Consider the following 16,361-nt stretch of genomic DNA (forward strand, 5'->3'; position numbering starts at 1 on the left):
CTCGTCGGCGGAGGGATGGCGCGGGGCGATGGCGGCCGGGCGGGGCCGGGCGCGGGCGTGGACGGGGCGGTGACCCGGCTCCGACTCCGGTCGCCGCCCCGTCCGTCCCACCATCGCCGCTCAGCGCGCCGCCCGCCAGGCGGGAAGGGCCGACGCGGCGACCGCGACCGTCGCGCAGACGCCCGCCGCCGCGCCGACCGCGCCCCACGGCAGGACCAGGGCGACCGGGGCGGAGAGCGCGGCGAGCCCCGCCGCCAGGGTGCCGAGCACGAGCCCCGCCACCAGCAGGCCGAGCAGCGCCCCGATCGCCACGGAGAGCACCGCCTCGCCCGTCACCACCCGCAGGACCTGGCCGCGGGTCGCCCCCGTGAGCCGCAGCGCGGTCAGTTCCGGACCGCGTACGGAGGTCGCCATCAGCAGGGTGTTGGCGAGGCCGATCACCGTGTACACGAGGGCGATGCCCAGGAGCAGGAGCATCCCGAGCCGGTTCCGGGGGTTCCCGCCCGCCGGGCCGCCGCCCGCCCACGCCTCGGCGCTCGCCACGGTGCCGCCGCTCGCCGCGAGGGCCCGCACCGTGGCCGTACCGCCGCCCCGGGCCTCGATCAGGTCGGATACGGAGCCGGGCGCGTTCGCCCGGGTGACGTACGGCCCGTTGTCGCCGGTCCCCCGGGCGAGGACGGCCACCACCCGGAGCCGTACCGGACCCGTCCCGTCCGCCCGCCAGACCTCGACGGTCCCGCCCACCCGGCGCCGCTCGAACTCCTCGTTCACGACGATCGAGCGGTCGTCCAGGTCGCGCGGGTCCCCGGCGACCACCGGCAGCCGGGCCAGCGCGGCGAACGCCACCGGGTCGGAGACCGCCCGCGCCCCGTACTTCACCACCGCCTCCGCCCCGTCCCGCACGAACACCGACGTGCGGCCGGTGGCCGACACGACCGCCCCCGGCGGCGCGGTGACCGGCCGCAGGTCCTCCCCGGTCACGACGTACTCCGCCGTCGTCCGCCCCCGCGCCTCGGCGTCCTTCGCGCGCGTGACGCTCTCCGCCGAGCCGAGGAGGGTCCCGGCGAGCGCGACGGTCACCAGGACGGGCGCGGCGACGGCGGCGGTCCTGCGGACCGAGGCCGCACTGTTCTCCCGTACCAGCGTCCCCACCGCTCCCCGCAGTCGCAGCAGTCGCGCGACGGGCCGGACCAGGAGCGGCGAGAGCAGTGCGACTCCGGTGATCAGAAGCATCGGAAGGGTCGTGTACGTCTTCCGCTTGAGCAGCGCCGACGGGTCCGTGGCGCAGGTCCAGACGAGCAGCCCCAGACCGGTCAGGAGCAGGCCCGCGCCCATCACGAGCCGACCGAGCGGCAGGGCGTCGGCGTCGACGTCCGCCGTGCGGAGCGCCGCCGCGGGGCCGGTCCGCCCGGCCCTGCGGGACGCGGCCGCCGCCCCGGCGAACGCGACCGTCACCCCCGTCCAGAAGGCCGTGTGGAAGGGCCAGGCGGCCCCGCCCGCCGTGAACCACTCCGGGGCCAGCCCGGCGCCGACGAGGGTCCGCGCCAGCAGGGGCGCGGCGACGGCGCCGAGCGCGCACCCGGTGGCGGAGGCGAGCACGCCGAGCACCGCCGCCTCGGCGAGGAGCAGCCGGCGGAGCTGCCCCGGGGTCGCCCCGGCGGTCCTCAGGAGGCCGAACTCGCGGCGCCGCAGCGCCACCGCGAAGGCGAAGGTGGAGGCGACGACGAAGACCGCGACGAAGGCGGTGACGCCGCCGGAGGTGCCGAGGAGGGTGCCGAGCGCGATCAGCGCCTCGGCGTCCCGCGCGGAGCCGGGGTCGGCGCGCCCGCGTCCGTCGCCGGTGAGGACCTGCGCACGATCACCGACGAGGGCGCGGACGGCGGGGGCGGGGGCGTCCACGCCGACGGCGTCGGGGCCGCCGGAGACGGTGACGGTCCAGCGGGCCCGGAGTTCGCGGAGCACTTCCCTGTCCACAGGCTGTGGATGGTCGAGCGGTGTGGCCAGGGGCGTGGTCACGGGTCCGCGCCGCACGTCGAGGACCAGGTGGGACCGCCCCTGTACGACGACGGGTGCGGAGGCGAACCGTTCCGTCGGGCGTTCGGGCGCCCGGAAGGTGGCGGCGAGGCCGAGCCCCGTGGCCGTCAGGAGTCCCACGCCGAGGGCGAGCGCGACGAACCCGCCGAGGAGGGAGGCCCAGCGGAGCCGGAGCCCGGAGAGCACGACGGTCAGCATCCCGGACCCGCCTGTGTGCGGGTGTCCGCGGGGGTGCCTGTTCCTGTGCCCGTTTCCGCTCCCCTTCCCCTTCCCCTTCCTGTCAGTGTTTCCTTGCTCGCTTCCGTGCCTGTTCCTGTGCCCGTTTCCGTGCGCGTGCTTGTCGCCGGTTCTCCTCCGGGGCCCGTGCCCGTCTCCAGGGACGCCGTCCGGGCCACCACCGACTCGGCCGTCGGGGAGGAGAGTTCGCCCGCGACGCGGCCGTCGACCAGGAAGACCACGCGGTCCGCGCGGGCCGCCGCCACCGGGTCGTGGGTCACCATGACGATCGTCTGGCCCTCGCGGTCGACCAGTTCCCGCAGCATGTCCAGGACTTCGCGGCTCGTCGTCGAGTCCAGCGCGCCGGTCGGCTCGTCGCCGAAGAGGACGGCCGGACGGGTGATCAGGGCGCGGGCGAGCGCGACCCGTTGCTGCTGGCCGCCGGAGAGCTCCCCGGGCCGGTGCCGTTCCCGGCCCGCGAGCCCGACGCGCGCGAGCGCCTCCCGGACCCGCGCGCGGGACGGGCGGCGGCCCGCGAGCCGCAGGGGGAGCGCCACGTTCTGCGCCGCTGTCAGGGAGGGAAGCAGGTTGAAGGACTGGAAGACGAAGCCGATCAGCTCCCGGCGGAGCAGGGTCAGCCGCCGCTCGCCGAGTCCTTCGAGGGAGACGCCGCCGACCTCCACCCGTCCGGCGGTGGGCCGGTCGAGCCCGGCGGCACACTGGAGCAGCGTGGACTTGCCGGAGCCGGAGGGGCCCATGACGGCGGTGAACGTCCCGGCGGCGAAGTCGAGGTCCACACCGTCGAGGGCGCGGACGGTGCCGTGGTGCCGGGTCAGCCCCCGGAGCCGTACGGCGACGGGCGCGGGTCCGGTACCAGTACCGGGATCGGGTGCGGGGCCGGTTGCCGTGCCCGCTTCGGGCCGGGTGGCGGGGGAGGGGCGGCGGACTGTCGAGGTCATGCCTTCAGCGAACCGTTTCTCTCGCCGTCGATCACGACCACTGGCGGGCGTCCGGAAGGTGGGCCTGGCCCTACCCTCCCGCGCCCCGGCGCCGGGGGAGGGCTGAGACCATCGGGAGTCGACCGGACGCATCGGCGGCATCGGCGGCATCGGGCGGATACGCGTGGGGTCGGGCGGATACGCGTGGGGTCGGGTGCGGCGGTGGGACCGGTGAGACTGGCAGGACCATTGAGGTCTGTGGGGCCCACAGGGTCAGCGGGACCAGTGACAACAGCGGGATCAGCAGGACCAGCGGGGCAGGATCAGCGGCGCCGACGGCACCAGCAGGGCCCGGCGCGACGGCGGGCCCCGCGCGGACCCGCGCGAGGAAACGGAACGGACGCGAGGACGGCGTGAGCACCACCATCGACAAGGCCTTCGAGGCGCTGTACGCGAGCGACGACGCGACGCTCGACACGGCCGCGTCCCTGCTGGCGGCCGACCCGGCCGCCGACGCGGAACTCGCCCGGCGCGGCGAGGCGTTCGTCCGCACCCTGTGGGAGCGCGGCTGGCAGCCCGCGGACGTCGTCCGTCCGGTCCGGCGGGACCTCGCGGACGAGCACCTGCGGGTCCTCGCCGCCCTCGTACGGTCCGAGACCGCCCGTTACCCGACGCTCCCGCACCGCTGGCGGGCGCAGCTCGACGAGCTGGACCAGGCCGCCGGGCGCCCGGCGGACCGTTTCTCGTACGCGACGACCGTCCTGGAGCTGTACCGCCTGCTGGTCCGGCTGCCGCGCCTCGACGTGGTCGGCCCGGTGCCGGGCGAGAAGCTGCCGCCCGCCGCCGCGGGGGAGCCCCGGATGCTCACCCGCATCCGGGCGCTGCTCGCCAAGGCGGAGGCCACGGGGTACCCGGAGGAGGCGGAGGCGCTCACGGCCAAGGCGCAGGAGCTGATGGCGCGGCACAGCCTCGACGAGGCGACCCTCGCGGCGGGCGCGCCGTCCCCGGAGACGCCGGGCGCGCTGCGGATCGGGGTGGAACCGCCGTACGAGCAGGCGAAGGCGATCCTGCTGGACGCGGTGGCGACGGCGAACCACTGCCGGGCGGTGTGGAACGAGGCGTACGGCTTCTCGACCGTAATCGGCTTCGAGGCGGACCTCGACCCGGTGGAACTGCTCTACACCTCGCTGCTCGTGCAGGGCACGTCCGCGATGACCCGGGCGGAGGCCGAGCAGCGGGCCGGGGGACGCAAGCGCACGAAGTCGTTCCGGCAGTCGTTCCTCCTGGCGTACGCGAACCGGCTCGGCACCCGGCTCTCGGCGACGTCCCGCCGGGTCGCCGCCGAGGCCCCGACGCTCCTCCCTGCCCTCGCCTCCCGGGACCTGGCGGTCACCACCCGCACGGACGAACTGTTCCCGGAGACGCGCTCGACGCGGGTGCGGGCGGCCTGGGACGAGGAGGGCTGGAACCACGGCGCCTCGGCGGCGGACCGCGCGGGCCTCGCCCCGGGCCGGAAGCGGGTACGGGGGGCGGAGTAGGCGGCACGACCTGGCGGGTCCCGCACTTGGTGGGGCTCCCGCATCGGGCCGGGGCTCCCGCACCGGGCGGGGCTCCCGCACCGAGTCGGTCCCGCGCCGGGCGGGCGGGGCCTGGTGCGGGCCGGGTGTGGGGCCGGGCCGGGTGTGGGACCGCCGGGCTTGGCCGGGCTCGGCTCGGCCCGCCCACGCCCAGCTCGGGGCCTCGCCCGGCCCCGCCCAGGCCCGTCCCCCGTATCGCCTGGATCAGGGCGCCCCCTTCTGCCCGGCCCGGGTCCGTTCCCCCTACCGCCCCGGTCGGGAGCACGTCCCCTCTTGCCCGGCCCGGGTCCGTTCCCCCTACTGCCTCGCTCAGAGCGACCCCTCCTGCCCGGCCCAGGCCCGTCCCCCGTACCGCCCGGATCGAGGCACGTCCCCTCCGCTCTGGATACCGCCCCGACCGGGGCGCGCCGCCCCGCCCCGGTCAGCCTTCCCCGGGGTCCCTATCCGCCCCACCTCCCATCGAAATGCCTGGTTCGCGCTGGATGCCCGATACGCTCGGGCCATGAGCTGGCTCCGGGCGTTGAAGGAGACCGCCCGCTCCGGACTCACCGTCGAGCGGCGGCGGCTCGATCCCGTCGTCGCGGGCCGGGCCGCCCTCGGGCTCGCCCTGGTCGTCGGCTTCTCGCTCGCCCTCTTCGGGCCCGCCGTCGCCGCGGCCTCCGCCTTCGGTGCCTTCCAGGCGGCCATCGCCACCTTCCAGCGGTCCTGGCGGCCCCGCCCCACCCTCGCCCTCGCCTCCGGCGCCAGCCTCGCCGTCTCCACCTTCCTCGGCTACCTCACCGGCGCCCACGAGGGCTTCTTCCTCGCCCTGCTGCTGCTCTGGACCTTCCTCTCGGGCCTCGCCTGGGCCGCCGGGCCCACCGCGGGCATCATCGCCTCCTCCAACGTGGCGATCATGCTGGTCACGGTCACCCTCCCCACCTCGGTCGCGGCGGCCGCGGGCCACGCCGTGATGATCTTCACGGGCGGTGTCGTGCAGGCGGCCTTGGTCGTCCTCCTGCCCGTGCGCCCCTGGGGCGCCCAGCGGGACGCCCTCGCGGACGCGCTGGCCGCCGAGGCGGACTACGCCCGTCGGCTGCGGCACGACCCGGTCGCGCCGTTCGACCCCCTGCCGCTCATGACGGCCCGCAGCGCGGCGGCGGTCACACCGGGCCAGGCCCGCCGCCGCCCGGCGGAGCTGCACGGCGCGCGGGGCCTCGCGGAACGCATCCGTCCGGTCCTCGCCTCCCTCGCCGACCCGGCGGTCGGGGTGCCGGAGGAGGGCCCGGAACGCGCGCGCGTGCGGGAGCTGCTCGCGGCGGCGGGCACCGTACTGGACGCCGCCGCGCGCGCGATCCGGCACGGCGAACCGGTCGATCTGCCCCCGTCCGCCGTCGAAGCGCTGCGCGCCCGGGACAGCGGCGCGGTCCTCACCGGCCCCTCCCGCCGCGCGGCCGTCCGCCTGATGGCCCTCCTCGGCGACGTCGTGGAGACCGCCGAGCCCAGGACGGAGACCTCCGGCCCGCGAGGGGAGACGGCGGGACCGGGGAAGAAGGCGCCCGGAGACGGGTCCGTCCCAGGAACGGGCAGGTCCGGCCCGTCGTCGACGACCTCCACCCCGCAGAAGGAACCCCCCACCAAGGAACCCCCCACCAAGGAACCTCTCGCCCCCGTCGTCCGCGCCCGCCCCACCCTCCTGCGCCTCGCGCCGATCGTCCTGGCCAAGGTCCGTGCCGAACTGCGCCGTGACTCGCCCGTCCTGCGGCACGCGGTCCGGGTCTCGGCGGTGACGGCCGCCGGGTACCTGCTGGGCGCGGCGCTGCCGCTCGGGCACGGCTACTGGGCGCCGATGGCCTCGGTGATGGTGATGCGCCCGGACTTCTCGCAGACGTACGCCCGCTCGGTGGCGCGCTTCGGCGGCACCCTGATCGGGGTCGGTCTGGCGACGGCGGTGGTGCAGACGGCGCACCCGGACGTCTATCTGTCGGCCGGACTCGCGGTGCTGTGCGCCTTCTCGATGTACCTGCTGATGCGCACGGGGTACGCGGCGGGCCAGGTCTTCGTCGCCGCGTACGTCGTGTTCCTGCTGGGCATGGAGGGCGCGGGACTGACCCAGACGGTACGGGACCGGGTGACGCTGACGCTGCTCGGCGGGCTCCTCGCGATGCTGGCGTACGCCGTCTACCCCGCCTGGGAGACCCCCCGGCTGCGCGGCAGGCTCGCGGACTGGCTGGCCTCGGTCGGGCGGTACGCGTCGGTCGTCGTCGCGCGGTACGCCGAACCGGCGGCGGGCGCGGACGGGCCCGATGTGCGCCAGGCGCTCCTGGACACCCGCGCGGCCCGGGTCGCCTGGCAGGAGGCGGTGGAGCGGGCGACCCACGAGCCGGTGCGGCACCGGGGGCTCTCGCACGCGGCGACGGAGCAGGCCGACCACGCGCTCGCGGAGCTGGGGAGGGTCGCGATGCTCCTGGAGGCGCACGTTCCGGAGCGCGGCGCACCGCCCGTACCGGGTGCGGCGGTCCTCGCGGAGGCCCTGCACCGGGCGACGGAGCGGGGCGCGAAGGAGGTGCGGGAGCGCCGGGCACCGCAGTGGGAGGAACTGCGGGAGACCGTGGACGCCTGGTCGGCCGAGCCCCCGGACCACTTCCTGCTGCACAAGGGGGCGGTACTGCTCCTGGAGGTGCTGGACGAGCTGACGACGGCCCTGATGGAATCCCGCCGCCGCTGACGCCCCGCGCCCCACCGGCCCACCGGTGCGCCCCGCGCCCCACCGCCCCACCGGTGCGCCCCACGGCCCACCGGCCCACCGGGCCCGCCGACTCCCCTGCCGGGCCCCCGCGTCCGGCGCCGTAGGGTGAGTCCGGTGGTAGGCCCGGTGATGGCGGGCGCACGGCGGCTTACCGGGGGGTAGCACGCTGAGTCGCGTAGCCGCTACGCCACCCCTCGTGCACGTGCATCTGCTCATGCAGCCGCATGTGAACACAGCTATGATCCGGGGAAGTTGACACGTGCACCAAGCAATTCGGGGAGCTACCAGTGCATCATGCGCATCACGCGTACAACGGCATGGCGGCCACGGAGCTGCGAGGTGTCGTGTGGCAGAAGAGCAGACACAGCAACTCCCAGGGTTCCTGCGTGGAGTTCGCCAAACTTCCCGGGGGGAACGTCGCCGTCCGCAACTCGCGGCACCCCGAGGGCCCCGCGCTCGTCTACACGCCCGCGGAGATCGAGGCGCTCCTGCTGGGTGTCAAGGACGGGGAGTTCGACCACCTGGTGTGAGCCCGACACGTGCATACGGGCATATGGGCATATGGGCATACGGGCATAGGGATACATGGATACGGGGAAGGGCCCCGCGCATCCCGCGCGGGGCCCTTCCCCGTATCCATGTATCCGCGTACCGGTTGGTCTCCACCCGGCGGCGGCGCTCCCGCTACTCCGGACCGATCCGGAACAGCGCCCACACCACCTTGCCCCGCAGCGTCCCGGCGAGCGGATGCCAGCCCCAGCTGTCGCTGAACGAGTCGACCAGGAACAGTCCGCGCCCCGACTCCGCCGCGAAGTCCTCCTCGCCCCGGCGCGCCTCGGGGCTCTCCCGGCTCGGGTCGCGCACGGCGCACACGAGGCGTGAGGACCAGCGCATCAGATGCAGTCTGACGGGTGGGTTCTGGCCGTCCTCGGGACAGCCCTCGCCGGGCACCGCGTGGCGCAGCGCGTTGGTGACGAGTTCGGAGACGACCAGGGCGACGTCGTCGAAGCGCTCCGACAGCTCCCAGCGGTCCAGGGTCGCGCTGGTGAACTTCCGTGCCCCGCGCACGGCTTCGTACCGTGGGGGCAGGGCGCATGAGGCGGAGGTGGAGACGGCTCCGGGATCGATCGGCGGAAGGCCCTGCCGTAGCGGCTCGAGCACGGTCGATCCATTCGTCCCCATGCGAGGCACTCCCGGGAATCGCGACTGTGGTGCGACAACACGACAACACGAACGAGTACGCGGCTGCGCGGGCTCCATGGTTCCGAATGCGCCCACTGGATGCAAGGGCAGATGCACGTGCACGCGCCTGACCTGTCCATCCACGTGCCTAATCTGTGCATAAGTCGTCCCCTGTCGGAGGGGAACTTTCCGGGATCCGCGCCCGCCGCACGCGCGGATGCCCGGAACTCGCCGTCTTTCCGTAATCGAATGTGTACGCGCTGAAGCGTTTGGTGGCAGAATCCGGGGCTCGACGGGGGCTCGACACCGTAAGGGGAGGCTGGGAGCCGTGACCGCAGGCGAATCGGGCGGAGCGAGCGGGAGTGTGGTGCGCCGCATCCTGCTGGGCTCCCAGCTGAGGCGGCTGCGCGAGTCGCGCGGGATCACCCGCGAGGCGGCCGGCTACTCGATCCGCGCATCCGAATCCAAGATCAGCCGGATGGAGTTGGGACGGGTGAGCTTCAAGGCACGGGACGTCGAAGACCTCCTCACGCTCTACGGCGTCGGGGACGAGACCGAGCGCGGTTCGCTCCTCGGGCTCGCCCGCGAGGCCAATGTGGCGGGCTGGTGGCACAGCTTCGGCGACGTCCTGCCGGGCTGGTTCCAGACGTACATCGGCCTCGAGGGGGCCGCCTCCCTCATCAGCGTCTACGAAGTGCAGTTCGTGCACGGCCTGTTGCAGACCGAGGCCTACGCGCAGGCGGTCGTCACCCGGGGAATGCCGGGCGCCCCCGCCGCCGAGATCGACCGCCGGGTCGCCCTCCGCGTCGAACGCCAGAAGGTCCTGGTCTCCGAGCGCGCCCCGCAGTTCCACGCCGTGCTCGACGAGGCCGCGCTCCGCCGCCCGTACGGCGACCGGGCCGTCATGCAGGGCCAGTTGAGGCATCTGATCGAGATCTCCGAGCATCCCGGCGTCACTCTCCAGGTCATGCCCTTCAGCTTCGGCGGGCACGCGGGCGAGAGCGGCGCCTTCACCATGCTGAGCTTCCCGGAGTCCGACCTCTCCGACATCGTCTATCTGGAGCAGCTCACCAGCGCCCTCTACCTCGACAAGCGCGAGGAGGTCGCCCAGTACCGGCGTGTCATGGAGCGGCTCAGGGAGGACGGGCCTGATCCGGCCGAAAGCCGTGACATCCTGCGGGGCCTTCTTCAACTCTCCTGACACATCAGTACGATGACGTGACATCAGTCAAGGCGTCACCTCTGTCGGCGCGCAGAGGTAGAGCGGGTAGAGGGGTCTCGATCCATGTCGCACTTCACCGACCTGGCCCACCAGTACATCGACGGCGAGTGGAAGCCCGGCAGCGGCTCGTGGGACATCATCGACTTCAACCCCTACACGGGGGAGAAGCTCGCGTCGATCACCATCGCGACCGCCGGTGAGGTGGACCTCGCCTACCGCGCCGCCGAGCGCGCCCAGGCGGAGTGGGCGGAGACCAACCCGTACGCCCGCAGGCTGGTCTTCGAGCGGGCCCTGCGGATCGTCGAGGACCGCGAGGCGGAGATCTCCGAGACGATCGTCGCCGAGCTCGGCGGCACCCGTCTCAAGGCGGCCTTCGAACTGCACCTCGCCAAGGAGTTCCTCCGCGAGGCCGTCCAGCTCGCGCTGCGCCCCGAGGGCCGCATCCTGCCCTCCCCGGTGGACGGCAAGGAGAACCGCGTCTACCGCGTCCCGGTCGGCGTCGTCGGTGTCATCTCGCCCTTCAACTTCCCCTTCCTCCTCTCGATCAAGTCGGTCGCGCCCGCGCTCGCCCTCGGCAACGCGGTCGTCCTCAAGCCGCACCAGAACACCCCGATCTGCGGCGGCACCCTCGTCGCCAAGGTCCTGGAGGAGGCCGGTCTGCCGACCGGGCTCCTGAACGTCGTCGTCACCGACATCGCCGAGATCGGCGACGCGCTCCTGACCCACCCGGTCCCGAAGGTCATCTCCTTCACCGGCTCCGACCGGGTCGGCCGGCACGTCGCCACGGTCTGCGCGCAGAACTTCAAGCAGGCCGTCCTCGAACTCGGCGGCAACAGCGCCCTGATCGTCCTCGACGACGCCGACGTCGACTACGCCGTGGACGCGGCCGTCTTCAGCCGCTTCGTCCACCAGGGCCAGGTCTGCATGGCCGCGAACCGCATCCTGGTCGACCGGAGCGTGGAGACGGAGTTCACCGAGAAGTTCGTCGCCAAGGTGAGGACCCTGAGCGTCGGCGACCCGGCTGACCCGGCCACCCACATCGGCCCGCTCATCAACTCCCAGCAGGCGGAGGCGGTCTCCTCGCTGGTCGACCAGGCGGTGGCCGCCGGGGCGACCGCGCTGCTGCACGGCGCGGTGGACGGCAACCTCGTCTCCCCCTCCGTCCTCACCGGCTTCGCCCCCGACTCCCCCCTCCTCGGCCAGGAGATCTTCGGTCCGGTGGCCCTGATCGTCCCGTTCGACGGCGAGGAGGAGGCGGTGCGGATCGCCAACGACACGCCGTACGGGCTCAGCGGCGCCGTCCACACCGGGGACGTCGAGCGGGGGGTGCGGATCGCCAAGCGCATCCACACCGGCATGATCCACATCAACGACGGGACCGTCCACGACGAGCCGATCGTGCCCTTCGGCGGCGAGAAGCGCTCCGGCATCGGGCGGCTCAACGGCGAGTCGATGGTGGAGGCCTTCACCACCCAGAAGTGGATCTCCATCCAGCACGGCCGCAGCCGCTTCCCCTTCTGACCCGCGCACTCGCGCCGACCTGCGCCGACCCGTGTCGTCACGCGCGCGCCGACGTCCCCCGAGGCGCACCGACGTCCGCTGACACGCGGAAGGAACCCGTCCCGCCTTGCGGACCGTAGCTGTCCGCAAGGCTCCGTAGCGTGAGCGGTGTCGAAAAGGTTCACGGACGGAAGGCGGACATCATGGTGGCACTCGTTCCCACGGAGGCCCACGGCGACGAGCGGGGCGCGCTCCTCAACTTCGTCGAGGCCCAGCGCGCCGCGGTCCGGCGCGCCGCGCATGGCCTCACCGAGGAGCAGGCGGCGAGCCGCCCCAGCGCGAGCGAGCTGAGCCTCTCCGGACTGGTCAAGCACGTCGCCGAGGTCGAACTGAACTGGCTCCGGCTGGCCCAGGAGCGGCCCAACGAGCGGCAGCGCACCCAGGAGACCTGGGGCGACGCCTTCCGGCTCGTCGAGGGCGAGACGATCCCCGCCGTCCTCGACTTCTGGGCGGGCGTGGCGAAGGAGACCGAGGAGTTCGTACGGTCCGTGCCCAGCCTCGACGACACCTTCCCGCTGCCCAAGGCCCCCTGGTTCCCCGAGGACGGCCGGGTGTCGGTCCGCTGGATGCTGCTGCACCTGGTCCAGGAGGGCGCCCGGCACGCCGGGCACGCGGACATCGTCCGCGAGTCCCTGGACGGCCGGACCTCCTTCGAGCTGATCGCGGCGGAACAGGGGCGCTGACCACGTCCGCGCACCCCCTCCGCGTAACCTGGTCGGATCGGAATCGACGGGGAGGTACGCGGGGATGTCGGCGATCCGGCTGCTCGTCCTGGGCGCGGTCAGACAGCACGGCCGGGCCCATGGCTACCAGGTGCGCAACGACCTGGAGTACTGGGGCGCGCACGAGTGGTCCCACGCCAAGCCGGGCTCGATCTACCACGCGCTGAAGCAGATGGCGAAGCAGGAGCTGCTGCACGCGCACGAGGTGGCGCCGAGCGCGGTCGGCGGGCCGCCGCGCGTCGAGTACGAGCTGACGGAGTCCGGCGAGCGGGAGTACTTCGCGCTGCTGCGCGAGGCGCTGACCACGTACGACCAGAAGATGGACGTCATGTCGGCGGCCATCGGCTTCATGGTGGACCTGCCCCGCGAGGAGGCCGTGGAACTGCTGCGCCGCCGGGTGCGGGCGCTCGACGAGTGGCGGACGGCGGTCACGGAGTACTACACGCCGGAGGGCGGCCCCGGGCAGCTCGGGCACATCGGCGAGATCATGCACATGTGGGTCCACTCGGCCGACGCGGGCAAGGAGTGGACGCTCGGGCTGATCGAACGGGTCGAGGCCGGGGCGTACGTCTTCGCCGGTGAGGGTGACCCGTTCGTGGGCGTCCTCGCCGAGGGCGAGGAGAACCCTTACGCGGACGGGAACCCGGCCGCGTAAGGGGCGACCTGTAGGGGGTCCGACCCGTGAGGTCCCTCGGCCCGCAGGGGGTGACCCGGCCCGTAAGGGTGACCCGGCCTGCAGGGGGTGACCCGGCCCGTAGGACAGGGACGGCCGGGGCGACACCGTGACAGCCGAGACCGGCGGCGACAGGCAACCCCCTCCGGCCAAGCCCTGGCCAAGACCCTGGCCAAGCCCTGGCCAAGACCCTGATCCAAAAAACATCTAATCAAGTTTGACCAATTCCTCCGGAGGGCATACCTTGCTCCGTCGGTGAGAGGTGGTCAAGTTTGACTACCCATATTCGGAGGAGCCATATGACGGCGGACGCGATCCTCGTGGAGGGCGCGCGCAAGCGGTACGGAGACAAGGACGCCCTGGCCGGGCTCGACCTGAGGGTCGGACGCGGCACCGTCCACGGTCTGCTCGGCCCCAACGGAGCGGGCAAGACCACGACGGTCCGCGTCCTGGCCACCCTGCTCCGGCACGACGAGGGCCTGGTGCGGGTCGCGGGCCACGACGTACGGACCGGGGCCCGGGAGGTGCGGCGGCGGATCGGCCTCCTCGGCCAGCACGCGGCCCTCGACGAGGAACTGGGCGGCCGGCAGAACCTGGAGATGTTCGGCAGGCTCCACCACCTCGGCGCCCGCCGCGCCGGAGCCAGGGCCGACGAACTCCTCGACCGCTTCGGTCTCGCCGACACCGGCCGCAAACCGGTCCGGCAGTACAGCGGCGGTATGCGGCGACGGCTCGACCTCGCCGCCTCGCTGATCACCGACCCCGAGATCCTCTTCCTCGACGAGCCGACCACCGGCCTCGACCCGCGCGGACGCGCCGAGGTCTGGGACTCCGTCCGCTCCCTCGTCGGCGCGGGCACCACCGTGCTGCTCACCACCCAGTACCTGGAGGAGGCCGACCGGCTCGCGGACCGGATCTCCGTCGTGGACCGGGGCCGGGTCGTCGCCGACGGCACGCCCGACGCCCTGAAGGCACGGGCGGGCGCGGACCGCGTCGACGTGGTCGTACGGGACGCGGCACGGCTCGACGAGGCCGCCGGGCTGCTGCCCGCGCCGCGCGCCGAGGTGACGGTGGACGCCGACCGGCGGCTGCTCAGCGTGCCCGTGACCGACCGGATGGCCTCGCTCGCCGAGACCGTGCGGGCGCTGGGGGCCGCCGGGATCGAGGCGGAGGACATCGCCCTGCGGCGCCCGACGCTCGACGAGGTCTTCCTGAAGCTGACGGACCGGGGCGTCCCGGAGGAGCGGGAGGTGGCGGCATGAGCGCCGCGTACGTGGTCGGGGACTGCTGGACGATGACCCGCCGGGAGCTGGCGCACTGGGCGCGCCAGCCGGTGCAGGTCCTCGTGGGGCTGGTGTTCCCGGTGATGATGCTGCTGATGTTCGGCTTCCTGGTCGGCGGCGGGCGGGGCGTCGACGGCGACTACGTCGACTTCCTGGTGCCGGGGATGCTGACCCTGACCATGGTGTTCGGGCTCGAAGGCACCATGACGGCGGTGGTGCGGGACCTGGACAAGGGGGTCGTCGACCGGTTCCGGTCGCTGCCGATGGCCGACGGCGCGGTCCTGGTGGGCCGGGCGGCGGCCGACATGCTCCAGTCGACGGTGGGGCTGCTGGTCCTGGTGGGGGTCGGTCACGCGATCGGCTGGCGGACCGGAGGCGGGCTCGGGAGCACCCTGGGGGCGCTGGGGCTGCTGCTCCTGCTGCGGTTCGCGATGCTGTGGGCGGGGATCTTCCTGGCCCTGGTCGCGGGGCGGGCGGAGCTGGTGCAGGCGGTGCAGATCCTGGTGTGGCCGGTGGGGTTCCTCTCCAACGCGTTCGCGGCGCCGGAGTCGATGCCGGGCTGGCTCGGCACGTTCGTGGAGTGGAACCCGATGTCGGCGACGGCGACGGCGGTCCGCGACCTCTTCGGGAACCCGGGCGGCGAGCCGGGGCACGTCATGGCGGCGGTGCTGTGGCCACTGGCGCTGTTCCTGGTCTTCTTCCCGCTGGCGGTGCGGAAGTTCGGCGGGCTCGGGAGGTAGCGCCCGGCAGGGTGGTGGCGGCGGGTCCTTCCGGGGCCCGCCGCCGGGTCCGTGAGGACGGGCTCAGTGGTGGAAGGAGGTCGCGGCCGCCCTGTCGTGGGTGAAGGGGCGCTCCTGGGCGCGGAGTTCGGGCAGGATGCGCCCGAGGTCCTCGATGAGCAGCCCGGCCAGGTCGGCGGAGAAACCGTTGCGGCAGACCACCCGGAGGACGGACAGGTCCTCGCGGTGGGCGGGGAAGGTGTACGCCGGGACGAGCCAGCCCCGTTCGCGCAGCCGCCGCGACACGTCGAAGACGTCGAAGGCCGTGACGTCCGGCGCGGTGGTGAAGGCGAAGACGGGCAGCTGGTCGCCCCGGGTGAGGAGCCGGAAGTCGCCCATCGCCTCGATGCGTTCGGCGAGACCCCGGGCGATGTCCCGGGAGGTCTGCTGGACCGCCCGGTAGCCCTCCCGGCCGAGCCGCAGGAAGTTGTAGTACTGCGCGACGACCTGGGCGCCCGGCCGGGAGAAGTTGAGCGCGAAGGTGGGCATGTCCCCGCCGAGGTAGTTGACGCGGAAGACGAGTTCCTCGGGGAGTTCGGCGGGGGAGCGCCACAGGGCCCAGCCGACGCCCGGGTAGACCAGGCCGTACTTGTGGCCGGAGGTGTTGATCGAGGCGACCCGGGGGAGCCGGAAGTCCCAGACGAGTTCCTCGTCGAGGAAGGGGGCGATCATGGCACCGGAGGCGCCGTCGACGTGCACGGGGACGTCGACGCCGGTACGGTCGCGCAGCTCGTCGAGGGCGGCGCAGATCTCGGCGACGGGTTCGTAGGAGCCGTCGAAGGTGGAGCCGAGGACGGCGACGACGCCGATGGTGTTCTCGTCGCAGAGCGCGGCGGCGGAGGCGGCGTCGAGGTGGTAGCGGTCGCCCTCCATGGGGACGAGCCGGGGCTCGACCTCCCAGAAGTTGCAGAACTTCTCCCAGCAGACCTGGACGTTGACGCCCATCACCAGGTTGGGGCGGGCGCTGCCCGGATAGCGGTCGGCGTTCCGCCGGGCCCAGCGGCGCTTGAGGGCCATCCCGGCGAGCATGCAGGCCTCGCTGGAGCCGGTGGTGGAGCAGCCGACGACGGTGGCCGGGTCCGGCGCGTTCCACAGGTGGGCGAGCATGGCGACACAGCGGCGCTCCAGTTCGGCGGTGCGCGGGTACTCGTCCTTGTCGATCATGTTCTTGTCCCGGCACTCGCCCATCAGGACCCCGGCCTGGGGCTCCATCCAGGTGGTGACGAAGGTGGCGAGGTTGAGCCGGGCGTTGCCGTCGAGCATCAGCTCGTCGTGGACGAGCTGGTAGGCGCTCATCGGGGGCAGCGGGCCGTCGGGCATCCGGTGGCGCGGTGGGGCCTGGTCCATGCCGCCGACCGGGTTGGCCTCGCCGAAGAAGGGGTTGAGCGCGAGCCGGCGTTCGGGCTCGGACGGGGAGGCGGTGGGACCCTGGTGGAGCGGCACGGTG

At 73.6% G+C, this 16,361-nt stretch carries 13 protein-coding genes; 9 read left to right on the forward strand and 4 right to left on the reverse strand.

The features are described 5' to 3' along the window. Positions 1-120: 120 nt before the first annotated feature. On the reverse strand, positions 121-2,232 hold the full coding sequence (locus ACIO92_RS12360) for an FtsX-like permease family protein (RefSeq protein ID WP_402054561.1): 2,112 nt from the start codon (positions 2,230-2,232) through the stop codon (positions 121-123). Then, entirely contained in the window at positions 2,226-3,209 is a 984-nt protein-coding gene (locus ACIO92_RS12365; RefSeq protein WP_402279883.1) for an ABC transporter ATP-binding protein, read from the reverse strand. The genes ACIO92_RS12360 and ACIO92_RS12365 overlap by 7 nt, the downstream gene beginning before the upstream one ends. Positions 3,210-3,601: 392 nt before the next feature. Here ACIO92_RS12365 and ACIO92_RS12370 point away from each other — a divergent pair, with 392 nt between their 5' ends. The 3 genes from ACIO92_RS12370 (at position 3,602) to ACIO92_RS12380 (ending at position 8,023) form a co-directional block, all read left to right on the forward strand. Then, positions 3,602-4,726, forward strand: a complete 1,125-nt coding sequence (locus tag ACIO92_RS12370; protein ID WP_402054556.1) for a DUF2786 domain-containing protein — start codon at positions 3,602-3,604, stop codon at positions 4,724-4,726. A gap of 541 nt (positions 4,727-5,267) precedes the next feature. Next, complete coding sequence (locus ACIO92_RS12375; protein ID WP_402279881.1) at positions 5,268-7,472, forward strand: FUSC family protein; 2,205 nt, start codon at positions 5,268-5,270, stop codon at positions 7,470-7,472. Between the two features lie 338 nt (positions 7,473-7,810). Beyond that, a complete protein-coding gene (locus ACIO92_RS12380) occupies positions 7,811-8,023 on the forward strand; it encodes a DUF397 domain-containing protein (RefSeq protein ID WP_173861569.1) in 213 nt (70 codons plus the stop codon). 154 nt (positions 8,024-8,177) lie between these two features. On the opposite strand, the gene ACIO92_RS12385 is transcribed toward ACIO92_RS12380, so the two are convergent. Next, the gene (locus tag ACIO92_RS12385; RefSeq protein WP_366442058.1) at positions 8,178-8,675 is read right to left on the reverse strand and encodes an ATP-binding protein; all 498 of its coding nucleotides are present in this window, start codon (positions 8,673-8,675) and stop codon (positions 8,178-8,180) included. Positions 8,676-9,003: 328 nt separating this feature from the next. On the opposite strand from ACIO92_RS12385, the gene ACIO92_RS12390 reads away from it, so the two are divergent. The 6 genes from ACIO92_RS12390 to ACIO92_RS12415 all read left to right on the forward strand — a co-directional run bounded on the left by ACIO92_RS12390 (position 9,004) and on the right by ACIO92_RS12415 (position 14,875). Then, entirely contained in the window at positions 9,004-9,876 is an 873-nt protein-coding gene (locus tag ACIO92_RS12390) for a helix-turn-helix transcriptional regulator (RefSeq protein WP_366442059.1), read from the forward strand. 84 nt (positions 9,877-9,960) lie between these two features. Then, positions 9,961-11,418, forward strand: a complete 1,458-nt coding sequence (locus ACIO92_RS12395) for an aldehyde dehydrogenase family protein (RefSeq protein ID WP_402279878.1) — start codon at positions 9,961-9,963, stop codon at positions 11,416-11,418. Between the two features lie 182 nt (positions 11,419-11,600). Then, positions 11,601-12,140 carry a DinB family protein gene (locus ACIO92_RS12400; RefSeq protein WP_402279877.1) on the forward strand — a complete coding sequence of 180 codons (540 nt, stop codon included), beginning with the start codon at positions 11,601-11,603 and terminating at the stop codon, positions 12,138-12,140. Positions 12,141-12,204: 64 nt separating this feature from the next. Then, positions 12,205-12,834, forward strand: a complete 630-nt coding sequence (locus ACIO92_RS12405; RefSeq protein WP_366442062.1) for a PadR family transcriptional regulator — start codon at positions 12,205-12,207, stop codon at positions 12,832-12,834. 317 nt (positions 12,835-13,151) lie between these two features. Next, the gene (locus ACIO92_RS12410) at positions 13,152-14,114 is read left to right on the forward strand and encodes an ATP-binding cassette domain-containing protein (protein WP_401234980.1); all 963 of its coding nucleotides are present in this window, start codon (positions 13,152-13,154) and stop codon (positions 14,112-14,114) included. After that, positions 14,111-14,875 carry an ABC transporter permease gene (locus ACIO92_RS12415; protein WP_366442064.1) on the forward strand — a complete coding sequence of 255 codons (765 nt, stop codon included), beginning with the start codon at positions 14,111-14,113 and terminating at the stop codon, positions 14,873-14,875. Before ACIO92_RS12410 ends, ACIO92_RS12415 begins: the two co-directional genes overlap by 4 nt. A gap of 63 nt (positions 14,876-14,938) precedes the next feature. Here the strand turns inward: ACIO92_RS12415 and ACIO92_RS12420 are convergent, their stop codons facing one another. Then, positions 14,939-16,357, reverse strand: a complete 1,419-nt coding sequence (locus ACIO92_RS12420; protein ID WP_402279874.1) for a glutamate decarboxylase — start codon at positions 16,355-16,357, stop codon at positions 14,939-14,941. Positions 16,358-16,361: the final 4 nt, after the last annotated feature.

The sequence above is a fragment of the Streptomyces sp. NPDC087215 genome (assembly GCF_044744885.1).
In the GTDB taxonomy this organism is placed as follows: Bacteria; Actinomycetota; Actinomycetes; order Streptomycetales; family Streptomycetaceae; genus Streptomyces.

What these genes read in the sequence shown, in the direction of transcription:
- ACIO92_RS12360 (WP_402054561.1), bottom strand. Translation starts at nt 2,232, where the DNA reads ATGCTGACCGTCGTGCTCTCCGGGCTCCGGCTCCGCTGGGCCTCCCTC.
- ACIO92_RS12365 (WP_402279883.1), bottom strand. Translation starts at nt 3,209, where the DNA reads ATGACCTCGACAGTCCGCCGCCCCTCCCCCGCCACCCGGCCCGAAGCG.
- ACIO92_RS12375 (WP_402279881.1), top strand. Translation starts at nt 5,268, where the DNA reads ATGAGCTGGCTCCGGGCGTTGAAGGAGACCGCCCGCTCCGGACTCACC.
- ACIO92_RS12380 (WP_173861569.1), top strand. Translation starts at nt 7,811, where the DNA reads ATGGCGGCCACGGAGCTGCGAGGTGTCGTGTGGCAGAAGAGCAGACAC.
- ACIO92_RS12385 (WP_366442058.1), bottom strand. Translation starts at nt 8,675, where the DNA reads ATGGGGACGAATGGATCGACCGTGCTCGAGCCGCTACGGCAGGGCCTT.
- ACIO92_RS12395 (WP_402279878.1), top strand. Translation starts at nt 9,961, where the DNA reads ATGTCGCACTTCACCGACCTGGCCCACCAGTACATCGACGGCGAGTGG.
- ACIO92_RS12400 (WP_402279877.1), top strand. Translation starts at nt 11,601, where the DNA reads ATGGTGGCACTCGTTCCCACGGAGGCCCACGGCGACGAGCGGGGCGCG.
- ACIO92_RS12405 (WP_366442062.1), top strand. Translation starts at nt 12,205, where the DNA reads ATGTCGGCGATCCGGCTGCTCGTCCTGGGCGCGGTCAGACAGCACGGC.
- ACIO92_RS12410 (WP_401234980.1), top strand. Translation starts at nt 13,152, where the DNA reads ATGACGGCGGACGCGATCCTCGTGGAGGGCGCGCGCAAGCGGTACGGA.
- ACIO92_RS12415 (WP_366442064.1), top strand. Translation starts at nt 14,111, where the DNA reads ATGAGCGCCGCGTACGTGGTCGGGGACTGCTGGACGATGACCCGCCGG.